This is a genomic window from Lysinibacillus halotolerans, from assembly GCF_003711845.1.
GTDB classification, from domain to species: Bacteria; Bacillota; Bacilli; order Bacillales_A; family Planococcaceae; genus Ureibacillus; species Ureibacillus halotolerans.
On record NZ_RHLQ01000021.1, the window covers coordinates 20,194 to 40,692 of the forward strand.

Sequence of the window (20,499 nt, forward strand, 5' to 3'; positions counted from 1 at the left end):
GGCAAGTATATTATTGTAGGAGAATAATCGTACTCTAATATGCTTGCTTTTCTATTTGTGAACTCTTTTTATGTTACAGCAATGTAAATTTTGTGAAATGAAACATTTAAGGTGTATAGATTTTTTTAAAATTTTGTTATGATTATTTAGGTTTAAAATAACTATTAAAAATTTGCACATATACCAGGGGGCATTTTCATGTTTAGTCCAAAAAAATCAGATCCATTTTTCTTATCTTTACACAAGATAGCAGAAAATATGAGAGAGGCTGTTCATTACGCAAGAGATTTTAAAATCAATTCCATAGCGGATTTAAAAGAACTTAGTGTTCGAATGAAAAAGTATGAAACAGATGGCGATAAATTAATTCATGAGTTAATCGTTATGTTAAACAAATCTTTCATGACACCAATTGAACGTGAAGATATTTTAGCTTTAGCTAACAAAATGGATGATGTACTTGATGGAGCAGAGCATTGTATCGCACATTTTGAAATGTTTTCATTTATTGAAATCGATGAATCGATGGAAAAATTCTTAGACTATATTTCAAAAAGTGCCGATGAAATCGTTGCAGCAACAGATCTTTTAAATAAAAAGGACTTAGTTGCAATGCGTAAACATATTATCCTTATTAAGGATTATGAACGCGAATGTGATGAAATTTCACGTTCATCTACAAAGCAACTATTTTTAAATGAAAAGGATCCAATCCGTCTAATTAAAATGCGCGACATCTATGATCAACTAGAAGAAATCGCTGACTCTACTCAAGATGTAGCGAATACATTAGAAACAATTATTATGCGTAACGCGTAGAATCAGGAGATTTTATAAATGGATACTATATTAATACTTACAATATTAGTCGTAATCTTCGCCTTAGCTTTCGACTTTATAAACGGTTTCCATGATACAGCAAACGCAATCGCTACTTCCGTATCAACTCGTGCTTTACCACCACGGGTTGCTGTATTATTGGCTGCTGTCATGAACTTTTTAGGGGCAATTACATTTGTTGGAGTGGCAAAGGCTATTGCAAAAGATATCGTTGATCCCTTTTCATTGAACGTAACGCCAGATGATACAACTGGTACAGTCGTTATTTTAGCAGCATTATTATCTGCTATTACTTGGAACTTATTAACATGGTATTTCGGTATACCATCAAGTTCTTCCCATACATTAATCGGTTCTATTGCCGGGGCAGCTATTGCGGCAGCTGGATTTGGAATATTAAATTACGGTGGTTTTTCAAGTATTATCATCGGTTTAATCGCTTCTCCATTTTTAGCATTAGCTATAGGATTTATCTTTATGTCCGCATTTAAAGTAATTTTTAAAAATTTCAACCTTTATCGAACAAATAAAGGTTTCCGTACAGTCCAAATTTTCACAGCGGCTATTCAATCCTTTACCCACGGTACAAACGATGCTCAAAAAGCAATGGGTATTATTACGATGGCTTTAATTGCTGCCGGCTTACAATCAACGGATGAAGTACAAGAATGGGTACGAATTGCCTGTGCCATTGCAATGGGTCTTGGTACTTCAGTTGGTGGTTATAAAATCATCAAAACGGTCGGTGGTAAAATTATGAAAATCCGCCCTGTAAACGGGGCAGCTGCCGACTTAGCATCTGCATCCGTAATTTTCGGTGCAACACTTATTCATTTACCAGTTTCAACTACCCACGTCATTTCTTCTGCTATTATGGGGGTTGGATCTGCACAACGGGTTAAAGGTGTAAAATGGGGAGTTGCTCGTAAAATCGTTTTAACTTGGATTATTACAATGCCAATATCAGCGGTGATGGCAGGAATTTTCTTCCTTATCCTTAACCTATTCTTCTAATCATTTGATGAAACCAAACGAAAACTTTCGTTTGGTTTTTTATATAAAAAAGAGCTAAAGTAGATTACTTTAGCCCTTTCGATGATATTATAAACGAATTATTTCTCCCTCTTTAACAGGAGTTAACAATGAAGTTTCATTATTTGTTGTATCTTTTTTCGGTTCATATGTAGCGAAGAATATTTGCATCGCAATTACTATTAATAAACAAACTACTACGATAAATCCAACAAAATAAATGGCCACTTTTTTCCCGTTCATTATTATGTTTCCCCTTTTATTTTTTCAACTTAAATCCTTCTTCTTGTAAATAATTCATCGCTGCCTCACGGGTTCCAAAGGACTCTTCTAAATTATTTTGATGATAAATATCCCAATTCCACTGATCATGAACTAGTGTTAAAATGGTCCCATCACGGGAAACCCATGTTTCTTCAATTGGTGTATCCGTCTCTTCCGACAAGTAATCAATTGAATCCTGAATAATTTCCCGTAATGATTTTTCATCAAAATCGCGAATGTTGACTAAGCCTTTATCATTTGCCAACTTCTCATATTTTAGCAAGTCTCCTACGTAAACGAATCCATTACCGTTCGGATGTAACTTTTCAACAACAATCGTTTTTTCGTATAGGCTTTCTTCAAAATGATAGTTTAATCGTTTTAATGAAATTTCCTTTTTCATTAATTCAGGAAACGATTCAATGATTGATTGCTTTTGTTCAAATGATAACATGTATGAACTCCTTCGTATATCTACTAGTAATTATACCGTCTTAGTAGCAGCCTCTTTTATTTTTTTCCGTTCTTCGTAAATATTTTTTACGATAACTTTAATAACCGCATAAGTTGGAATGGCGATAATAATGAAAATAAAGCCGCCAATATTACCTGCTGCTAAAACAATCGTAATAACGGTTAACGGATGTACATCTAATGTTTTCCCCATAATATTAGGTGTAATTAAGTTACTTTCTATTTGTTGAGCAACTAAAGTAATCACCCCAACCCAAACAACTAAAATTGGGTCTTGTACAATTGCAACGACAAGAGCCGGCGCTAATGATATCCATGGTCCGATAAATGGAATCATATTCATAAAGAATGCAAAAATCGATAGTAATAGTGCATAATCTAGATCGATAATTAAGTATCCAATAAACATCATCGAAGCTAAAATTAAACTAATTAATACTTGTCCTTGAACATAATTTCTTAATACATTATCGATATCTGATAAAGTTTCCTTTACCCATGTACGTCTTTCTCCTGAAAAGATTTTATAAATATTTGGCGCAAACTTTTCATGGTCTTTTAACATATAAATAAAGAAGAACGGTACTAAAATTAAAGTAAACACTGCTGAAAACGTTCCGCTGACAAAAGAGACGATATATTTACTCCCTGTCATAGCAATTTCTTGAATCGAGTTAGAAATAGAGTCAACAAAATTTTCTACCTGTGGAGGCAAATTATCTTTGTTATCTAGTACTATATCTGCTGTATCCATTATTTTATCTCCTATATAAGGAGCGTTTTTCACTAAATTGTTTACCTGTTCCGAAATTGGATTACCGATTAATAAAAGAATTCCTGTTACGATACCTGCTAATAATAAGATGATTGTAGAAATGCTCGCCCATCTTGGAGCACCCTTTTTTTCCATAATTCTTTGTAATGGTTCAGATATGTAATAAAGTACACCGCCTAACAACAACGGAATAAATATCGTTTTAATAATGATAAAAATCGGATTAAAAATCCAATGAATTTCGACAACATATTTAATAATTAAAAGTGCTATGATAATTCCTATACCAACTTGAAACCATACTTTTTTTGTCATTTACACAACCTCCTTTCCACATTGTTCCAACAATCATAATTTCCTATTCAACCATTATATACTATTTTTGATTTTATAATATGAAATAGAAAGAAACTACAAAAAAACTCCCGAAAGATTAACTTTCGAGAGTTTTTTAAACTATAATGCCACATCGTCTACGGAGTTTAAATATTCTTCAATGGCATCGATGACCGATTCCACACAACCATCCTCAAATGGAGAAATTAATCCCGCTTCTTTTACTAGTTTAGTAAATGACATGGAACCACCTAAGCTACAAAGGTGAAGATAATCCTTCCACGCTGCTTCAAAGTCTTCCCTTGAACGTTTCCAAAATTGGAACGCACATACTTGAGCTAATGTATAATCAATATAATAGAATGGGCTACCATAAATGTGGCCTTGACGTTGCCAGAATCCACCTGCCTCTAAATATTCATAACCGTCATAATCACGGTGAGGTAAATATTTGTCTTCGATTTCTTTCCAAGCCTGCTTCCGTTGAGCAGGTGTCATTGCTGGATTTTTATAGACTACATGTTGGAATTCGTCGACTGCAACACCGTATGGTAAAAATAGTAATCCACTACTTAAATGGGTGAATTTATATTTTTCTGTTTCTTCTTTAAAGAATAATTCCATCCATGGCCAAGTAAAGAACTCCATACTCATGGAATGAATTTCAGCAGATTCATATGTTGGCCATAAATATTCTGGTATCCCGATATTGCGACTAGAATAAACTTGGAACGCATGACCCGCTTCATGTGTTAATACATCGATATCTCCGGAAGTACCATTAAAGTTAGAGAAAATGAACGGTGAATCGTAATTATCGATAAATGTACAATAACCTCCGCTTTCTTTCCCTTTTTTCGCCTCTAAATCCATTAGTTCACGGTCAATCATATAATTGAAAAATTCACCTGTTTCACTGGAAAGTTCTTCATACATTTTTTTGCCGTTTTCCACGATCCACGCAGGATCACCTTGTGGTTTTGCATTACCTGATAGAAAATTTAGTCCTTCATCATAAAATTTAAAATCGCTAATTCCTATACGTTTTGCTTGTCTTTCATAAAGTTTTGTTGCTAAAGGTACAATTAGTTTTTGAACTTGATCACGGAAATTCGCAACCATTTCTTCGTTGTAATCAATACGATCCATATTGATATAGCCTAATTCAACGTAATTTTTATAACCGAGGGTCGTTGCGATTTGATGGCGAAGATGAACTAGCTTATCATAAATTTCATCAAACTTTTCCCCATTTTCTGCAAAGAAGTTAAAACGTGCTTTCATCGCTTCTTTACGGACTTCTCGATCAGTAGATTCACCATATGGTGTTAGTTGGGCAAGTGTTAATGTTTTACCATCAAATTCAATTTGTGCAGAAGCCACTAACTTGTTATATTCGGAAACAAGTTTGTTCTCCTGTTGCATTAGCTCAATGACTTCTGGAGAAAAGGCTTTAATTTGATTTTCAGCTAACGCAAATAGCTGTGTTCCCCATTTTTCTTCTAATTGCTTTCGGAAAGGCGAATTAACAAGTTCTTTATAGTATTCAAAAGTAAGTTCTTCAAATTGGGGTGAAATTTCGTCTAAATAATCCCGTTCCTTTTGATAAAATTCATCATTTGTATCAATTGAAGCCCGTACATATACTAAATTGGCTTGTGTAGAAAAATCATTTCGGAAAGCATTAATTTTTTTAATAATTTCACTTTGAGTTTCAACAGAATTAGCATTTTTAAACTGTTCGATTAATTCTCGAATATTTTTCTTTAGTTCATCTAAGTTTGGTCTTTTATATTCATAATCCTTGAATGTAACCATCTTTTGCACCCCTCTACTTTTCACAATTCACTTCATTATCTATTATTAACGATTTCTCCCAAAAGAGCAACTATTCTGATAATTTTTAAACTTAATAGAATCGTTTTCTACCTACAAGATAAAAAGTACACTCATTTAAAAATGAATGTACTTTTCAAATAATTAAATTTTAAATTTACTTATTTCTTCAATCATTTCTTTAGAAGTTGATTCAAGTAACGCAACAACTTCTTCAAGTTTATCGACCATATTAACTTGAACGTCCGTTGATCCTGCCACTTCTTTTGTTTGATTCGTCGTATTGGATACAAGTTTATTCATCTCTTCCGTAGATGCTAATATTTCCTCTGAACTTGCAGACATTTGTTCAATTACGGCTGAGTCATCTTGTATTTTAGAGTTTACTGCGGATACAACTGTTAAAATTTGATTTAACATTTGACCAATTTCCATAACCGACTGGTTCCCCATTTTTACTTCTTCTGTGCTATTTTCCATTTCTTCTAAAGCTTTATTACTAATTAGCACGAATGTTTGAAGATGGTTTTGAATATCATCGGCAGAGCTTTTCGACATTTCCGCAAGTTTTCGAACTTCATCAGCAACGACAGCAAAGCCTTTCCCAGCTTCTCCTGCCCGCGCAGCTTCAATAGCAGCATTTAATGCAAGGAGATTCGTTTGATCAGCAATGTTCGTAATAATCGAAACCATCTCTTTTATAGAACTGAATTTTTCTCCCATTTCCCGTACATAACTTTCTGTATGTACAACGGATGTCTCCACATTTTGAATTTGAGAGACAACTTGTTGGGCATGTTCTACACTTGTAGTTACTAAACTTGTCATTTCAGTAGATGACTCGGCAATTTCAGAAGTTGTATCCGCCAACCGTTGAATACCAATGGACATTTCATTCATCGCTTGTGTCACTTCTTTATTACTTTCTTCTTGTTGGTCGCTACTAGAAGCAATTTCAATAATGCTAGAAGCAATGGTCGTAGTCGACTTTCCTACTTGAGTCGCTGCATTTTCCAATTCTACAACTACTTGTTCCAAATTTTTTGATTTACTATTTATTTTCAATAGTGATTGGGACAAATTGTTTAAAGCTTGCGAAAAGGTTTTAGAAAAGATGGCAATTTCATTATTTTGTTTTAACTTTAAAGTAGATAGTGTTTCATTAACACCTTTTAAATTTCCTTCGGATAATTGATTCGATGCTTCTTTTAACACATCTAATGGTTTTAAAGATTTATTTACATAACGATAAACAATATATAACCCTACCAATATAATGATTAAAAAGATGACTCCGATTTTTGGAACAATTCCCATCATTACATTTGAACTTACTTCATCCACATAGGAAGCATCAATATCAACACCTAAAAAGGCAACGACTTCACCATTTTTATCTTTCATCGGTACTGTACCTGAAATATATTCACCGAAATCACTACTTAATAAATCAGAATGGTAGGATCCATCTTTCAATGCTTTTTGTAAATGTTCGTAGGTAGTTGATTCAGACTTATCACCAATAGCAGCTGCATTTTCCGTATCATCTGCAGGCATACCATCTACTAAAAATGTGACCTCTTCCCCTTTTTCAGGAACTGCATATGTATAGGCATAAAGAACACCATTCATTTCACGTAAACTGTTTAATTGTTCTCTTAACTCCCAATATAAGTCGTTTTCCTCCGGATTCGCCGCTAATTCTTTATATTGTTCAACATCGATAAAGTTCAACATATTATTAGCGATTTCAACCGTTCTTTCCCCGACCGCTTCCTGTACTGATTCTCTCGAATTATACATCATTGTAAAAGTATAAATGCCTAATAATAAAACAAAAACAACGATAATAATGAAGAGAATCTGTCTTGATAACCGTTTCCCCTTGTTCATAGTATAAAAACTCCTTTAAATAAATTACTCAAAGTTCTTATCGACCCTTTTCGATGAAATTTAAACAAAAGCATTTCAATTAAGCAAATCTTACTCTTTTCCACAAAAAAACCAGTAGCAAGTAGCTACCGGTTCCTTTTCTTTTTAACTATAAAACTATACCTGTACTTATTCACCTAAATCGGCATTATGGTAGACACGTTGTACGTCGTCTAAGTCTTCTAATGCATCAATCATTTTTTCAAACTTCGCTTTATCTTCTCCTGTTAACGTCACTTCTGTTTGTGGAAGCATTGTTAACTCAGCAACTGTAAACTCACTAATACCCGCTGCTTTTAAAGCCTCTTGTGCTACATGGAATTGATCTGGCTCTGCATAAACGATAACTGTACCTTCTTCTTCGAATACGTCACGAGCATCTACGTCTGCTTCTAATAATATTTCTAATACTTCATCTGCTGTTTTATCTTCAATACCGAATACTGCTGTTGAATCGAACATGTAAGTAACAGAACCTGTTACACCCATATTTCCTCCATTTTTACCGAAAGCAGCACGTACATCTGAAGCAGTACGGTTAACGTTGTTTGTTAAAGCATCTACGATAACCATCGTTCCGCCAACCCCAAATCCTTCATAGCGTAACTCGTCATAATCTTCTCCGCCGGCACCTTTTGCTTTATCAATTGCTTTATCGATAATATGTTTTGGCACATTATATGTTTTGGCACGTTCTAATACAAATTTTAAAGCTGAGTTAGATTCCGGATCTGGTTCACCTTTTTTAGCTGCTACATAAATTTCCGTACCAAATTTTGCATAAATACGACTTGTATTTTTATCTTTTTCGGCTTTCTTGTCTTTAATGTTATTCCATTTACGACCCATTGGATTCACTCTCTTTCCATTTTAATAACTATATTTTAAGGCATATATGATAAACCTTTAAATGATATGAGACTGTAATATTATACACCATTCGATTGACAAAGAGAAAGGTATCATATTCCAACCTACTTCTCTTTTAAAATCTTATTTAGTAGTGCTTCGCATCCATCCACTACCAGTTCATAAGTTTCTTGAAAATCCCCTGTATAGTAAGGATCTGGTACATCCTTTTTGTGATCTGTTAAATCTAAAAATCTAAAGATTTTCGGGTGGTCAGGCTGGCCTAACATTTGTCGAATATTACTCACATTACTATTGTCCATTCCTATAATGTAATCGAATGTTTCAAAATCTTCTTTATCGAGTTGTCTTCCCTTCATACCGCTAGTTGATATACCAAACTCTTTCAGTTTGGCTTTAGTTCCTTTATGGGGAGGCTCTCCGATATGCCAAGAACTTGTTGCTGCCGAATCTACTTTAATTTGATCGCTTAATCCTTTCTTCTCCACTAAGTGACGCATAACCGCCTCAGCCATTGGTGAACGACAAATATTCCCTAAACAAACAAAAAGAACCCGTTTCATTTTTATTCCTCCTTATAAAAAGAGGCTGGGACAAAAGAAAAATGTTAGACCAAAATTGTAAATGGTCTAACATTTTTTTGCGGTATAAAGGCGTAATCGAAGTTTTAAATCAGAAAGTTAATGCCCGACTTTTAGATTTCCTCAAAAATTCGAGTTATGTCCCAGCCTCATGTACATTATTTTTTAATTTTAGAGTTTAATTGTTCTGTTAAACGTTCCAGCTCTTTTTCTAGAAATTGAGTTGATTCGTCCCTTGCCTCTTTACCACTTCCAACTGTAAATGGTTCCCCATAAATAAGATAACCTTTTTGACGTTTAAATACTTCGCCAACGTTTCTTGGTCCAACATAGGCAGCTGGAACAATTTGAGCTTTTGATAATTGGGCAATTGTAATCGCCCCTTGTTTTAACTCCGTATTTTCCGTTGATCGTGTTCCACTAGGGAAGATCCCGACCACTTTTCCTTCTTTTATTAGTTGACGTGGAATTTTAATAACACTTGGACCCGGGTTTTCGCGATCTACAGGGAAAGCATTCAAATTGGCAATAATTGAGCCAAACTTCCCTTCAAACAATTGTTTCTTAGCCATAAAGTGAATGTGCCGAGGGTATAATGACACTCCTAAGTTTAAAATATCTACGTAACCATTATGAGTACAGGCGATAATATATCCGCCTTCCTTTGGTAAATTTTCTTTACCATATACCTTTGCCTTTGAGCCATTAAGCATTAAAAATACATTTACAAGTTTAGCTCCAATATCATATAACACTTCTACATTCCTACCTTTTTTATTATATCTATAGTTTATTTTGTTATTTCTCCAACTAATATTTCAAGGTCAATTGTAATTTCATTTAAAGAAATATCCTTTTCTAAGTGCCAACCAAGGGGCGTCATTTCTAGAAGTTTTGGAACGAGCTGTTCTTCTAGTGGCATTGTATATGTAATACGCTCCTGTTGGACATTAGCAAAATGTTCTTTAAATCTCTCTACCGTTTGCTCATTCGTATAATATTCTTTTTCTGAATTCGCAAAGGCTTGTCTACGAATTTCCTTTAAATAGTCTGATTGGGGCACTACTTTTATCAATTTCCCCTTATCTTTTAACAAACGGCTAAATTCACCGTAATTCGCAGGGGATAAAATATTTAATATACAATCAAAGGATTGTTCTTTAAACGGACTATTAGCTAAATCCCCTACACACCAAATTTTTTGTTCATAAAACTTTGCTGCAGACTGGATGCCTTCCTTTGAAATATCAATTCCGACAGCTATAACTTGTTGTTCCAATTCATTTATTATTTTATTTAAGTGAGAACCTTCACCACAGCCGGTATCTAATATCGTCTCACTCTGGTTCCCTACATATTTCGCAATGGCCTTTTGTACTGGCTCATATAAACCACTATTCATAACTTCCTGACGAGATTCAAATAAACTTTTACTATACATGGATGTGAAAGGTTTAATCATGAAATTTACATAGCCTTGTTTTGCAATGTCAAAGGAATGATGATTACGGCATAACACATGGCCATCGTCACTTACATGCATCTCCTTTTGGCAAATCGGACAAGAAAAAAGTGTTTCATGTTCTTTCATATATAAAATGCTTGCAGCTCTTTTTGATACTTTCCCCACATTCATGCTCCTTTTTAAGTTGCTGTAAGTATCATATCATCTATTCCTATAGAATGAAAAACTAAACAATTTCCTTTGGCGCTTGTTTTTTTATGAGAATAACAAATAAACTAGCTAATAAACAAAAAGCTCCTGCCAAGGCGAACGCCCACATGTAAGAACCAAACACTTTATATACGACACCACCTGAGTAAGCCGCTACCCCTGCTCCCACTTGGTGTGCCGCAGTAATCCATCCATACATCATTGCACTTTTCTCAATCCCAAACTTTTGCCGGGTTAGACCTATCGTTGGTGGTACTGTAGCAATCCAATCTAAACCATAAAAAATGGAAAAAATGACAAGCCATGTATAAGAACCTTGTGCAAGGGCAAAGGGTAAAAAGACTAGAGAAAACCCTCGAAGCAAATAGTACCAAAATAATAACCAGCGATTATCAAAACGATCGGATAACCAACCGGAGATAGTCGTTCCAATTAAATCAAATACTCCCATAAATGATAACATTGCCGCAGCTGTCACTAAAGGAATACCAAAACTAACACAATAGGAAATAAAATGAGTTCCAATAATACCGCTTGTAGATAAACCACATATAAAGAAACTTCCTGCAAGCAACCAAAATTCCTTCATCTTTAACCCTTCAATCAATGAAAATATCGCCATCTTAAAAGGATTTCGATTTGTTGATAAACGGGCAGGTTCTAACTGTTTTTCTTGACCATAAGGGGCGATTCCTATTTCCTCTGGCCAACTCTTCATAAAAATCGCAATTACAACAAGCATCACGATACTTAAAAAGAAAATAAGTGCAATGGCAGAGCGCCACGAATAATTGTCTACAAATGCGGCTAAGACCGGTAATAAAATTAATTGCCCTGTAGCCGTAGCAGCTGTTAAGATACCGACAGCAAGTCCCCTTCTTTTCACGAACCATCGATTCGCTACTTGTGTACTTAGGACTGTTAAAAATAATCCAGAGCCGACTCCTAACATGATGCCCCAAATGAGTATTAATTGCCATTTGCTTTGCATAACAAACGTTAAACCTAATCCTACTGCTAATAGAGCCATCGAATAAAGCATCATCCGCTTCAAACCAAAAACATCTACAAAGGCTGCCATAAAAGGTCCTGAAAAACCATATAAAAACAAGCATATAGCAAAGGCAAAAGAGATCGTTGGCCTATCCCAACCAAACTCCATTTCAAATGGATCGATAAATATCCCCGAAGATGAACGAATTATCCCCGCTACAATAATTGCAATAAATGTAACCGTTAGAATAATCCAACTATAATGGATTTTTCTCATTTCTCCACCCTTAAAAATAGTTTTCTTCCATTGTACACGAAGTCATATATAATATTGATAGAAAATTCTAAATTATCTTTTTCGGGTAGTTCATTATTATTTTAAACCTGTCCGATGAAAGCACAAAAAGACAAGAATACGTATTTATTACAAATTATGATAACAATAGAGGTGAGCATTATGGGGTGGCTAGAGTCCATTCAAAAAGCAATACATTATATAGAAATGAATTTATTAGACAATGAACTGACAATCGAATCAATTGCTCGAGCTGCTAATTCTTCTGTATTTCATTTTCAGCGTACATTTTCAATATTAACAGATATTACTGTTAGCGATTATATACGTAGACGGCGTTTAACACTAGCAGCACAAGAACTGATCAATACAGATCAGAAAATCATCGACATCGCTTTTAAATATGGATATGAAACACCTGAGTCCTTCACAAAAGCTTTTCGAAAGCAACATCGTATTTCTCCATCAGAAGCACGTAAGAAAAAGGGAACGCTACAATCCTATAATCGCCTCGTTATTAAAATTCAATTGGAGGGAGCAGTACCTATGAACTACCGTATTATTGAAAAAGAAGCATTTCAAATTGTTGGTGTAAAACGAACGTATAATTATGAAAACGGGGAGAACACCCAAAACATACCTCAGTTTTGGAATGATGTACACAAGGATGGAACGAATGATCGGTTGTTTGAATTAAATAACGGAGAAGTAAAAGGAATTCTTGGAGTCTGTAGTATAGAGAAATATAAACAAGATGAAAAATTAATGGATTATTGGATTGCAACTGCCTATAATGGCGAAGTACCAGAAGGATTCGAAACTTACGAAGTGCCTTCATCTAAATGGGCTATTTTTGAAATTCATGGACCAATGCCCCATGCAATGCAAGATACTTGGAAGAAAATTTATTCTGAATGGTTCCCTTCCAACCCATACGAACAAGCAGGAACTACTGAGTTAGAAGTATATTCAGATGATGATCCAAACGATCCAAATTGTTACTCAGAAATTTGGATTCCAATAAAATAATCATGACTAGACGCTCGTTTCCTTTTAACGGGCGTCTTTATGCTTTTACTTATTAAGAAATAGTAAACTTTCCCGTTATTTCCTTTTGTGTATAATCATATTAGAGTCTAACTTTTATAAAAATCGGAGGCCTTACTATGGAAAAAAATTTGGCTATTACAATTGATGCCTTTGCTATAGAAGGGAATTTAATCTCCCCAAAGATTGAAATGCAACTGGAGAAAGAGTCCATCTTCGGGATTTACTCAGATGTCGCAAAAATTAACTATTTAACAAAACAACTTGCTTCTTATTCAAAAATACATATCGAGCTAAGAGAAAATGGGATGTATCATCGCTTAACTGTTAATGAATACATTAATTTTGTGAAAGGTCTTTACCATTCATCAGTAGATAATACCAGTTTATTACAATTGCTAGATTTCATTGATCGAAGAAATGTAAGATTAGAAAAATTAACATATAGTGAAAAACAAAGGTTGCGATTAATCCCTTGTTACATAAACGAAAAGCCAATTCAGGTAATTGAAGAACCTTTTCAAAACTTAGATGAACATTCTAAAAGGACTGTCTTGAACTGCCTTCTGTCACTAAAAGAAAAACAAAAAACTGTCATATTGTTATCAAATAATATGGAAGATGTTTTTTTAGCGAGTGATTTCGTATTCCGATTAGATTCTAAAGGCTTACATAAGTTAGACGTAAAAGAGGAAGAACCATTAATGATTGAAAAATCGGAGACGGGCCCAATTCACTTTGAAAAAATACCAACGAAGCGAAATGAAAAAATCATTTTATTTAATCCTCCTGAAATTGATTATATTGAAAGTGTTGAAGGAGAAGTTTCGGTTTATGTTGGCGGAGAAGGTTATCCTTGTTCTATGACTTTGAATGAATTAGAACAGAAATTAACACCTTTCGGCTTTTTCCGTTGCCATCGTTCCTATATTGTAAACTTGCAAAAGGTTAGAGAAATCATTACCTGGACACGTAATAGTTACAGTTTATCTCTTCATACTTCCGAAGAAAACATTGTCCCATTGTCTAAAAATAAATTAGTCGAATTAAAACGTATTATAGGGATTTGACCAATTTCCTGGGAAATTTTCATCGCCCATTTATAGAAATTTTGACACCTTTTATCAAAAAATAACTCCTTTCACCGGAAATATACTGCAATATTCGTTGTTTCTATTTATTGTTAGGTTAATTCAACCTAATAGGAGGAACGAGAATGACGTACGTAATTGATGTTCAACATTTACAAAAACATTTTCACCAAGAAGCTGCATTACGCGATGTATCGTTTAGTATTAAAAAAGGAGAAATATTCGGATTTTTAGGACCTAGCGGATCAGGTAAAACTACTACTATCAAAATTTTAACCGCCCAATTAACAAAAACAAAAGGGCAAGCAATTGTATTTGGAAAAGATGCTAAAGAAATGCAAAAAAGTTCCAATAGAGCACGTTTTGGTATTTTAACAGATAATAGTGGACTATATTTAAGGTTATCAGTGGAGGAAAATTTACAACTTTATAGTAAGTTGTATAACTTACCAATTAGTTCCGTGAAAGAGTCATTAGAATTTGTCAATTTATACGATGAGAGAAAGAAAAAGGTAAGCCAATTATCGAAAGGTATGATTCAACGGGTTACGTTAGCTCGTTCGATTATGCATAAACCTGAATTGTTATTTTTAGATGAACCTACTTCTGCCCTTGATCCCGTAAATACACAACATATTTATAACGGATTGAGGAAACTTAACGAAATGGGTACGACGATTTTTCTAACAACCCATGATATGAGTGAAGCAGAAACTTTATGTGATCGAATTGCTTTTTTACACAAAGGGAAAATCCGAGCGATTGGTTCACCCCAGCAATTAAAAAAACAGTTTGGTAATGACACGATTACCGTAGAGTTAGTAGATGGTAGTGTCCATTGTATTGAAAATTGTAAGGATGAAGCAAAAAAAGTATACGATTGGATGAGAAGTGGATTGATCTCTCGTATTTATACGAACGAACCGACTTTTGGGGACATATTCTTACAAGTGACTGGGAGTGATTTAATATGAATTTTTCTCGTATTCAAGCAATTTTCATTAAAGATTATAAAGAGTTTTCACGGAATTATGCCGTTTCAATAATGGTTCTTTTACCTCTAATTATGGCTTTTATTTACAACAAAACAGGTGTAAATAATTTACAGGCATACTTTTTGCCCATTAATTTAACCTTTTCTTCCGTTACTGCCTTTGTACAATGTTGTTTAATCGCAGAAGAAAAAGAACGAAATACTCTTCGTAGTTTAATGTTATCACCGGCTACATTGTTGGATATATTATTAGGAAAAAGTTTACTCGTATTGTCCATTTCAGCTCTTACGGTCTTACTTTCGATTTTTCTAGTCGGATATAAACCTGGAAATTGGCTTATTTTAGGAATTGCGTTATTCCTTTCGATTGTTTTTTATACTGGCTTAGGAACACTAGGTGCACTTTTTACAAAAACAATTTTAGAAGCTTCCGTTGTGATTTTACCAATTATATTATTGTTTTCCTTCGGTCCTTTTGTAACGGTATTAGCTGAAAAAATTCCTGCATTACAGGTGGCAGAATGGTTACCGAGTACTCAAATCATATTATTAGCAGCGTCAATAGAAGGAAGTTATACGTCTTTTGATGTTCTAATTCCCATTATGACGATACTTATTTGGGCAATCATCACATGGTTATTTACCTTCTTCCTTTATAAAAGGCGAATGGTTGATTAAACGAATACAAAAACCATCTTTAACTGTTATCAAATCACGTTTTATAAAAGAATAAAAAAATACATGAATCTAATAATGTATTATTTCCTAATATATTGGCACAATACTTGAAAAGGATAATTCACTTTAATTCCATATAACCTTCAACTATATATCGGGATGTTTGTTTTATATCATAATGACTACTCCATAAAATGCGGATTCGATTGATACTATGAGAAGCAACAACAGTCTTTTGTAAGAAGGTCATTCATAAAAAAGAACTTACTGTAAATAATAACGGTAATGTCTTAACATTCCTAATAAAGACGGAGGTTTTAACTGTGGACATTATAGAGGGAAATGCTATTCCTGCATATCTTGAATCCAATCAGCTCATCATTGAACTAGAAAGTGTCGATATATACAATAATATTATCTTTCCTGTTCAAGCGAAAGAATATGATATCAACCCACAAGTAGAGGTACCCTATGATTTAACGGAAGAAAAAAATACTCAAAAAAGTGTAGATGAGGGACATTCTCCTTGGCGCTTAGATCCTATAGCTACGACACAAGTTTTTGTTAGTTTAAAAATATCCCCTGAAGGTATAGAGGGAGATTATCCGATTCCAAAAGAAAGTCTTAAGCTTTTACACAGCACAATGGATTCAGCCATTGTTGAAGTCAACGATACACAAACATTAATTAAATACGTTTATTTAAAAAGACTAGTTCGACAAGATCCTACTGGTATATGGACTGTAGTTGGTTATGATCACATTAATAAATAAGTTCAGGTGATGAATTTAAACTAATTCATCACCTTTTTTTGATGTTTCTCGTATAAATTTTAAAAACATTTCGGTCGTTTTTGATTGAAAAGGTGTTTTTAAATAAATCATATAAAAATCCCGTTCGTAAAAAAATTTTTCTTCATCCACGATAAATAACTTTTTATTTGCCACTTCTTGCTGTACAGTCCATTTCGATAATAACGTTACTCCTACCCCTTCTTCTACTGCCCCTTTTATTAATTGGGTGCTACCAAATTCCAACACTTTGTTCGGTTCCAAATGATGTTTCTCAAAAAAACGTTCTGTTGCAGAACGGGTACCTGAACCATTTTCCCGTGCTATCCAAGTTGTTTCATGGCCAATCTCTGTATTCGGTTCATTTGAGACAACAACCATTCTATCCGTTGTAAGTTTTTCACATACAATACGAGATGGTTCAATGATCCCCTCTATAATTCCAATATCAATTTTTTTATTTATCATTTCCTGGGCGATTTCCGATGTATTTTTTATTTGGACACTCGGTTTTACTAACGGATACCGTTTTATAAATTCCGCTAATTTAGAAGGAAGAATATATTCTCCGTAGGAATAACTAGCTCCTATCATGAGTGGACCTTTAACTACATTCATTAATTCGTTTAAAGATTGAGTCATATTATCGGATAGTTTCTTCATTTCCAAACAATACTGAAAGGCTATTAGCCCTGCTGCGGTTAAATGTAACGACTTAGACGACCGATCAAACAAAATAACCCCTAAATCCTTTTCTAAACTCTTAATAAATTGACTGACAGCCGGTTGGGTCATATATAAAGATTCTGCAGCCTTTGAAAAACTGCCAAGCTCAACAATTTTTAAAAATACCGTTATTTTTTGATTCATAAATTCCCCTATCATAAGCAATCACTTATATATTTCATCAGTATAATTAATTTTTGTTTATACTCCATCCATATTACCATAGTAGTTGAAAGTGAGGCATTATTGTATGACCAAATATACAACGACTGGATTTTATTTAGGCATTTTATTGATGGTTTTTATTACTTTTTTAGCTTATAGCATAAGTTTAATCCCCATTTTTTCTTTTATAGGGCCATTGGCAATTGCCCTTTTACTAGCTATTATTTATCGTAATGTATTTCAATATCCCGAAACCCTTCGAAGCGGTATTCAATTCTCTTCCAAAATGATTTTACGTTTAGCGATTATTTTATATGGAGTACGACTAAATATTCAAATGATTGTCGATGAAGGATTTCCTCTACTTTTCCGCGCAACGATTGTCATTATTTTTGCTCTCTTTATGACTTTTACTATCGGTAAAGCCTTTGGAGTCGATCATAAACTTTTACTTTTACTAGGATCTGGCACTGGGATATGTGGAGCTGCTGCAATCGGCGCAGTATCTTCCATCCTTGATTCGGATGAAGAGGATACAGCACTAGCTATTGGAATGATTGCTTGTGTAGGAACGATATTTGCTTTGTTTGCACCTTTTATAGCAACGTTAACCAATATGCCCCCTGATATATATGGCCAGTGGGTCGGATTTAGTCTCCATGAAATTGCCCATGCACTACTTGCTGGTTCATCCTACGGAGATGAATCGTTAACACCAGCAATTTTAAGTAAGTTAAGTCGTGTGTTACTTCTTTTTCCTGTAACGTTGATTATTGTCTTCATTGTTTCAATGAAAAGGAAAAACGCTAAAAAGAAAGCATCCTTCCCATACTTTCTATTCGGTTTCATTCTTGTTTCTATTATCAGTACCATCGGGTTACAAAAAGGTTGGATGACAATATCCTTTCAAGAAAACATTGCCGCTATTGCTTCCTTTCTTTTAACGGTGGCAATGGCCGCCTTAGGGATGTCCGTTGATTTAAGAAAAATAAAGAAAAATGCATTAAAACCATTTCTCACCCTGCTCTTTACTTCCATTTTATTAACTTTATTCACATGGTGGATTGTATAAAAAAATGTACTTTCCGAAATCGGAAAGTACATTTTTTATCTCATTATTGTTAGTTGATTAATTATTCTTTAGGTTGTAAATCTTCGATTGAATCAATATGCATATATTTAGGTACAACCATACCAATCTTTGCACCTGTTAAGTTTTCACCTAGATCCACGATATCTTCCTTATATTGTTCATAAAAAGAAGCATGAGTTGCCGGTAACCAAGGAGCAACCGATACATCGCCTTCCCCCGTCGCAATCGCTTGGAACATAATAACCGGGTCGACAGGTGTTAATGTTACCTTATACCCTTGCTGTTCCAATACTATTTTTAACACGTTACCCGAGGCACGTTCAGTATCCCATGGTGTTGATACTAATTCAATCTCTTTACCGTCTACTTTCTCTGTTCCTTCCGTCCATTCAGCAACCTGATCTTGATTTTTTTCAACCCAATTTTTTGCTGCTTCTTCAAATGAAATATCTTGAGCAGCAAACATGACTTCTTCCATATCTTTTGGTTCCCAATAAAATCGATCGACTATTTTATAAGCATCTGGCATCTCCTTTTTGAAACCTTTTCTTACAATTGTATTGATATTTTCAATTCCGCCAAATGTACCTTTTGGATCTTCTAAATATTTCAAATCATAATTAGCAAACATCCAATGGGGAGTCCAACCTGTTACAATAATTGGTTCTTCATTTTTTATGGCTTTATCCAATGAGGATAACATACCTGCAGTGGAGCTTTCTAAAAGTTCCCACCCATCCAAGTTTTCATATTCCTCTAAAGTGTTTCGAGCAAGCTCTGTCGTTCCGGCTCCAGGTTCTATTCCTGTAATTTTATAGTTTAACTGTTCGCCTAGATTCGAACTACTTCCTTGTACCTCTCCATTATTTTTTGTGTCTGTCGCTGAATCACTGCCACAGCCAGTCAATAGCAGAGTAACAAATATACCAAGGGTTATATTCAATAAGTTTAATTTCTTCAATTTTTCTAACTCCTTATAATTTAAGGAGTTATCTAATGTTTAGATAACTCCTTTTATTTTTTTGCAATGACAGTCATTTTCTTATCATACGCAATGAATATAGATTTTTTATCGGAAACTAATCATGTATCTTTGTATAAGTTACTCTATTACTCTACGCCTTTTGTCCATTCAGCTACTGTGTCTGCGTTTTCTTCAACCCAGTTTGCAGCAGCTTCTTTTGGATCAACCCCTGAATTAATTTCAAGCATTACGGATTCAATATCTTCTGTTGTCCAATGGAAAGCATCCAATACTTGATAAGCTTCAGGCATATCTTCTTCTAACCCTTGACGGGCAAATGTGTTAATTGTTTCTTCGCCACCAAATACACCTTTAGGGTCTTCTAAATATTTCAAATCATATGATGAAAATTTCCAGTGTGGAGACCAGCCTGTAACAATTACGTCTTCTTCATTCTCTATTGCTTGACCTAAAGCTACAGTCATTGCACCAGAAGAAGATGGCAGTAGCTCCCAATCTGCTAAGTTTTCATACTCTTCTAACGCTTGTTCCGTTGCGGCCATAACCCCTGCACCTGGTTCAATACCAGTAATCGTTTTGTTTGCTTCATCTGTTAAATCTTCGATCGAATCAACATCCATATAAGAAGGAACGACTAAGCCAATTTTAGCACCGGATAAATTTTCGCCTAATTCTACTAAACTATCTTTATATTGTTCATATTGTGCGCCATGGGTATTCGGTAACCATCCTGCTACCATCGCATCGGCTTCCCCGTTTGCAACAGCTTCCCACATAATCGCATTATCAAGTGGAGTTAGTGATACATCATAACCTAAGTCTTCTAACACTTTTCCTACTACATGGGTTGAAGCAATTTCTGTATCCCACTCAACATAGGCCAAATTAATTTCTTTTGATTCGTTTTTTGTAGCCGCATTCTCTGAATCCTTTGCTCCTTCATCGGAACCGCTACAAGCAGCGAGCAATGCACCCATACCTAATGCTAAACCCATTATTTTCAATTTTTTTAAGTTCATCCAATCT

21 protein-coding genes are annotated in these 20,499 nt (G+C 34.5%); 8 read left to right on the forward strand and 13 right to left on the reverse strand.

The genetic code is table 11. The features are described from left to right. Positions 1-198 precede the first annotated feature (198 nt). Positions 199-819: a DUF47 domain-containing protein gene (locus tag EC501_RS09840; RefSeq protein ID WP_122972116.1), complete on the forward strand. Its 621-nt coding sequence runs from the start codon at positions 199-201 to the stop codon at positions 817-819. Between the two features lie 18 nt (positions 820-837). Further along, positions 838-1,854: an inorganic phosphate transporter gene (locus tag EC501_RS09845; protein ID WP_122972117.1), complete on the forward strand. Its 1,017-nt coding sequence runs from the start codon at positions 838-840 to the stop codon at positions 1,852-1,854. Positions 1,855-1,941: 87 nt separating this feature from the next. On the opposite strand, the gene EC501_RS18405 is transcribed toward EC501_RS09845, so the two are convergent. From EC501_RS18405 to EC501_RS09890, 10 genes are all read right to left on the reverse strand, one after another. Then, complete coding sequence (locus EC501_RS18405) at positions 1,942-2,115, reverse strand: hypothetical protein (RefSeq protein WP_158599699.1); 174 nt, start codon at positions 2,113-2,115, stop codon at positions 1,942-1,944. Positions 2,116-2,131: 16 nt separating this feature from the next. Then, positions 2,132-2,590, reverse strand: coding sequence for a hypothetical protein (locus EC501_RS09850; RefSeq protein WP_122972118.1), 459 nt, complete (start codon positions 2,588-2,590; stop codon positions 2,132-2,134). A 30-nt stretch (positions 2,591-2,620) separates the two neighbouring features. Then, positions 2,621-3,700: an AI-2E family transporter gene (locus tag EC501_RS09855; protein ID WP_122972119.1), complete on the reverse strand. Its 1,080-nt coding sequence runs from the start codon at positions 3,698-3,700 to the stop codon at positions 2,621-2,623. A 141-nt stretch (positions 3,701-3,841) separates the two neighbouring features. Then, positions 3,842-5,539, reverse strand: a complete 1,698-nt coding sequence (locus EC501_RS09860) for a M3 family oligoendopeptidase (protein ID WP_122972120.1) — start codon at positions 5,537-5,539, stop codon at positions 3,842-3,844. Between the two features lie 162 nt (positions 5,540-5,701). Continuing rightward, entirely contained in the window at positions 5,702-7,450 is a 1,749-nt protein-coding gene (locus EC501_RS09865; protein ID WP_122972121.1) for a methyl-accepting chemotaxis protein, read from the reverse strand. 168 nt (positions 7,451-7,618) lie between these two features. Further along, positions 7,619-8,338: a YebC/PmpR family DNA-binding transcriptional regulator gene (locus EC501_RS09870; protein WP_122972122.1), complete on the reverse strand. Its 720-nt coding sequence runs from the start codon at positions 8,336-8,338 to the stop codon at positions 7,619-7,621. 125 nt (positions 8,339-8,463) lie between these two features. Beyond that, the gene (locus EC501_RS09875; protein ID WP_122972123.1) at positions 8,464-8,922 is read right to left on the reverse strand and encodes a low molecular weight protein-tyrosine-phosphatase; all 459 of its coding nucleotides are present in this window, start codon (positions 8,920-8,922) and stop codon (positions 8,464-8,466) included. 176 nt (positions 8,923-9,098) lie between these two features. Beyond that, positions 9,099-9,653, reverse strand: a complete 555-nt coding sequence (locus EC501_RS09880; RefSeq protein WP_122972149.1) for a lysophospholipid acyltransferase family protein — start codon at positions 9,651-9,653, stop codon at positions 9,099-9,101. Positions 9,654-9,730: 77 nt separating this feature from the next. Next, entirely contained in the window at positions 9,731-10,570 is an 840-nt protein-coding gene (locus EC501_RS09885) for a methyltransferase domain-containing protein (protein ID WP_122972124.1), read from the reverse strand. A 61-nt stretch (positions 10,571-10,631) separates the two neighbouring features. Then, complete coding sequence (locus EC501_RS09890; protein ID WP_122972125.1) at positions 10,632-11,885, reverse strand: MFS transporter; 1,254 nt, start codon at positions 11,883-11,885, stop codon at positions 10,632-10,634. A 180-nt stretch (positions 11,886-12,065) separates the two neighbouring features. On the opposite strand from EC501_RS09890, the gene EC501_RS09895 reads away from it, so the two are divergent. From EC501_RS09895 to EC501_RS09915, 5 genes are all read left to right on the forward strand, one after another. Then, the gene (locus tag EC501_RS09895; protein ID WP_122972126.1) at positions 12,066-12,932 is read left to right on the forward strand and encodes an AraC family transcriptional regulator; all 867 of its coding nucleotides are present in this window, start codon (positions 12,066-12,068) and stop codon (positions 12,930-12,932) included. 137 nt (positions 12,933-13,069) lie between these two features. Next, positions 13,070-14,020 carry a LytTR family transcriptional regulator DNA-binding domain-containing protein gene (locus EC501_RS09900; RefSeq protein WP_122972127.1) on the forward strand — a complete coding sequence of 317 codons (951 nt, stop codon included), beginning with the start codon at positions 13,070-13,072 and terminating at the stop codon, positions 14,018-14,020. A gap of 146 nt (positions 14,021-14,166) precedes the next feature. Continuing rightward, positions 14,167-15,015: an ABC transporter ATP-binding protein gene (locus EC501_RS09905; RefSeq protein WP_122972128.1), complete on the forward strand. Its 849-nt coding sequence runs from the start codon at positions 14,167-14,169 to the stop codon at positions 15,013-15,015. After that, on the forward strand, positions 15,012-15,713 hold the full coding sequence (locus EC501_RS09910) for an ABC transporter permease (protein ID WP_122972129.1): 702 nt from the start codon (positions 15,012-15,014) through the stop codon (positions 15,711-15,713). The genes EC501_RS09905 and EC501_RS09910 overlap by 4 nt, the downstream gene beginning before the upstream one ends. 323 nt (positions 15,714-16,036) lie before the next feature. Further along, entirely contained in the window at positions 16,037-16,486 is a 450-nt protein-coding gene (locus EC501_RS09915; protein WP_122972130.1) for a hypothetical protein, read from the forward strand. Positions 16,487-16,501: 15 nt separating this feature from the next. Here EC501_RS09915 and EC501_RS09920 read toward each other — a convergent pair whose 3' ends face one another. Beyond that, positions 16,502-17,374, reverse strand: a complete 873-nt coding sequence (locus EC501_RS09920) for a LysR family transcriptional regulator (RefSeq protein WP_158599700.1) — start codon at positions 17,372-17,374, stop codon at positions 16,502-16,504. A gap of 106 nt (positions 17,375-17,480) precedes the next feature. On the opposite strand from EC501_RS09920, the gene EC501_RS09925 reads away from it, so the two are divergent. Further along, positions 17,481-18,467 (forward strand): YeiH family protein, encoded by a 987-nt coding sequence (locus EC501_RS09925; protein WP_122972132.1) that lies wholly within the window; start codon positions 17,481-17,483, stop codon positions 18,465-18,467. 61 nt (positions 18,468-18,528) lie between these two features. Here EC501_RS09925 and EC501_RS09930 read toward each other — a convergent pair whose 3' ends face one another. Next, the gene (locus tag EC501_RS09930; RefSeq protein ID WP_122972133.1) at positions 18,529-19,449 is read right to left on the reverse strand and encodes a glycine betaine ABC transporter substrate-binding protein; all 921 of its coding nucleotides are present in this window, start codon (positions 19,447-19,449) and stop codon (positions 18,529-18,531) included. A gap of 149 nt (positions 19,450-19,598) precedes the next feature. Next, positions 19,599-20,492: a glycine betaine ABC transporter substrate-binding protein gene (locus EC501_RS09935; protein WP_122972134.1), complete on the reverse strand. Its 894-nt coding sequence runs from the start codon at positions 20,490-20,492 to the stop codon at positions 19,599-19,601. Positions 20,493-20,499 lie beyond the last annotated feature (7 nt).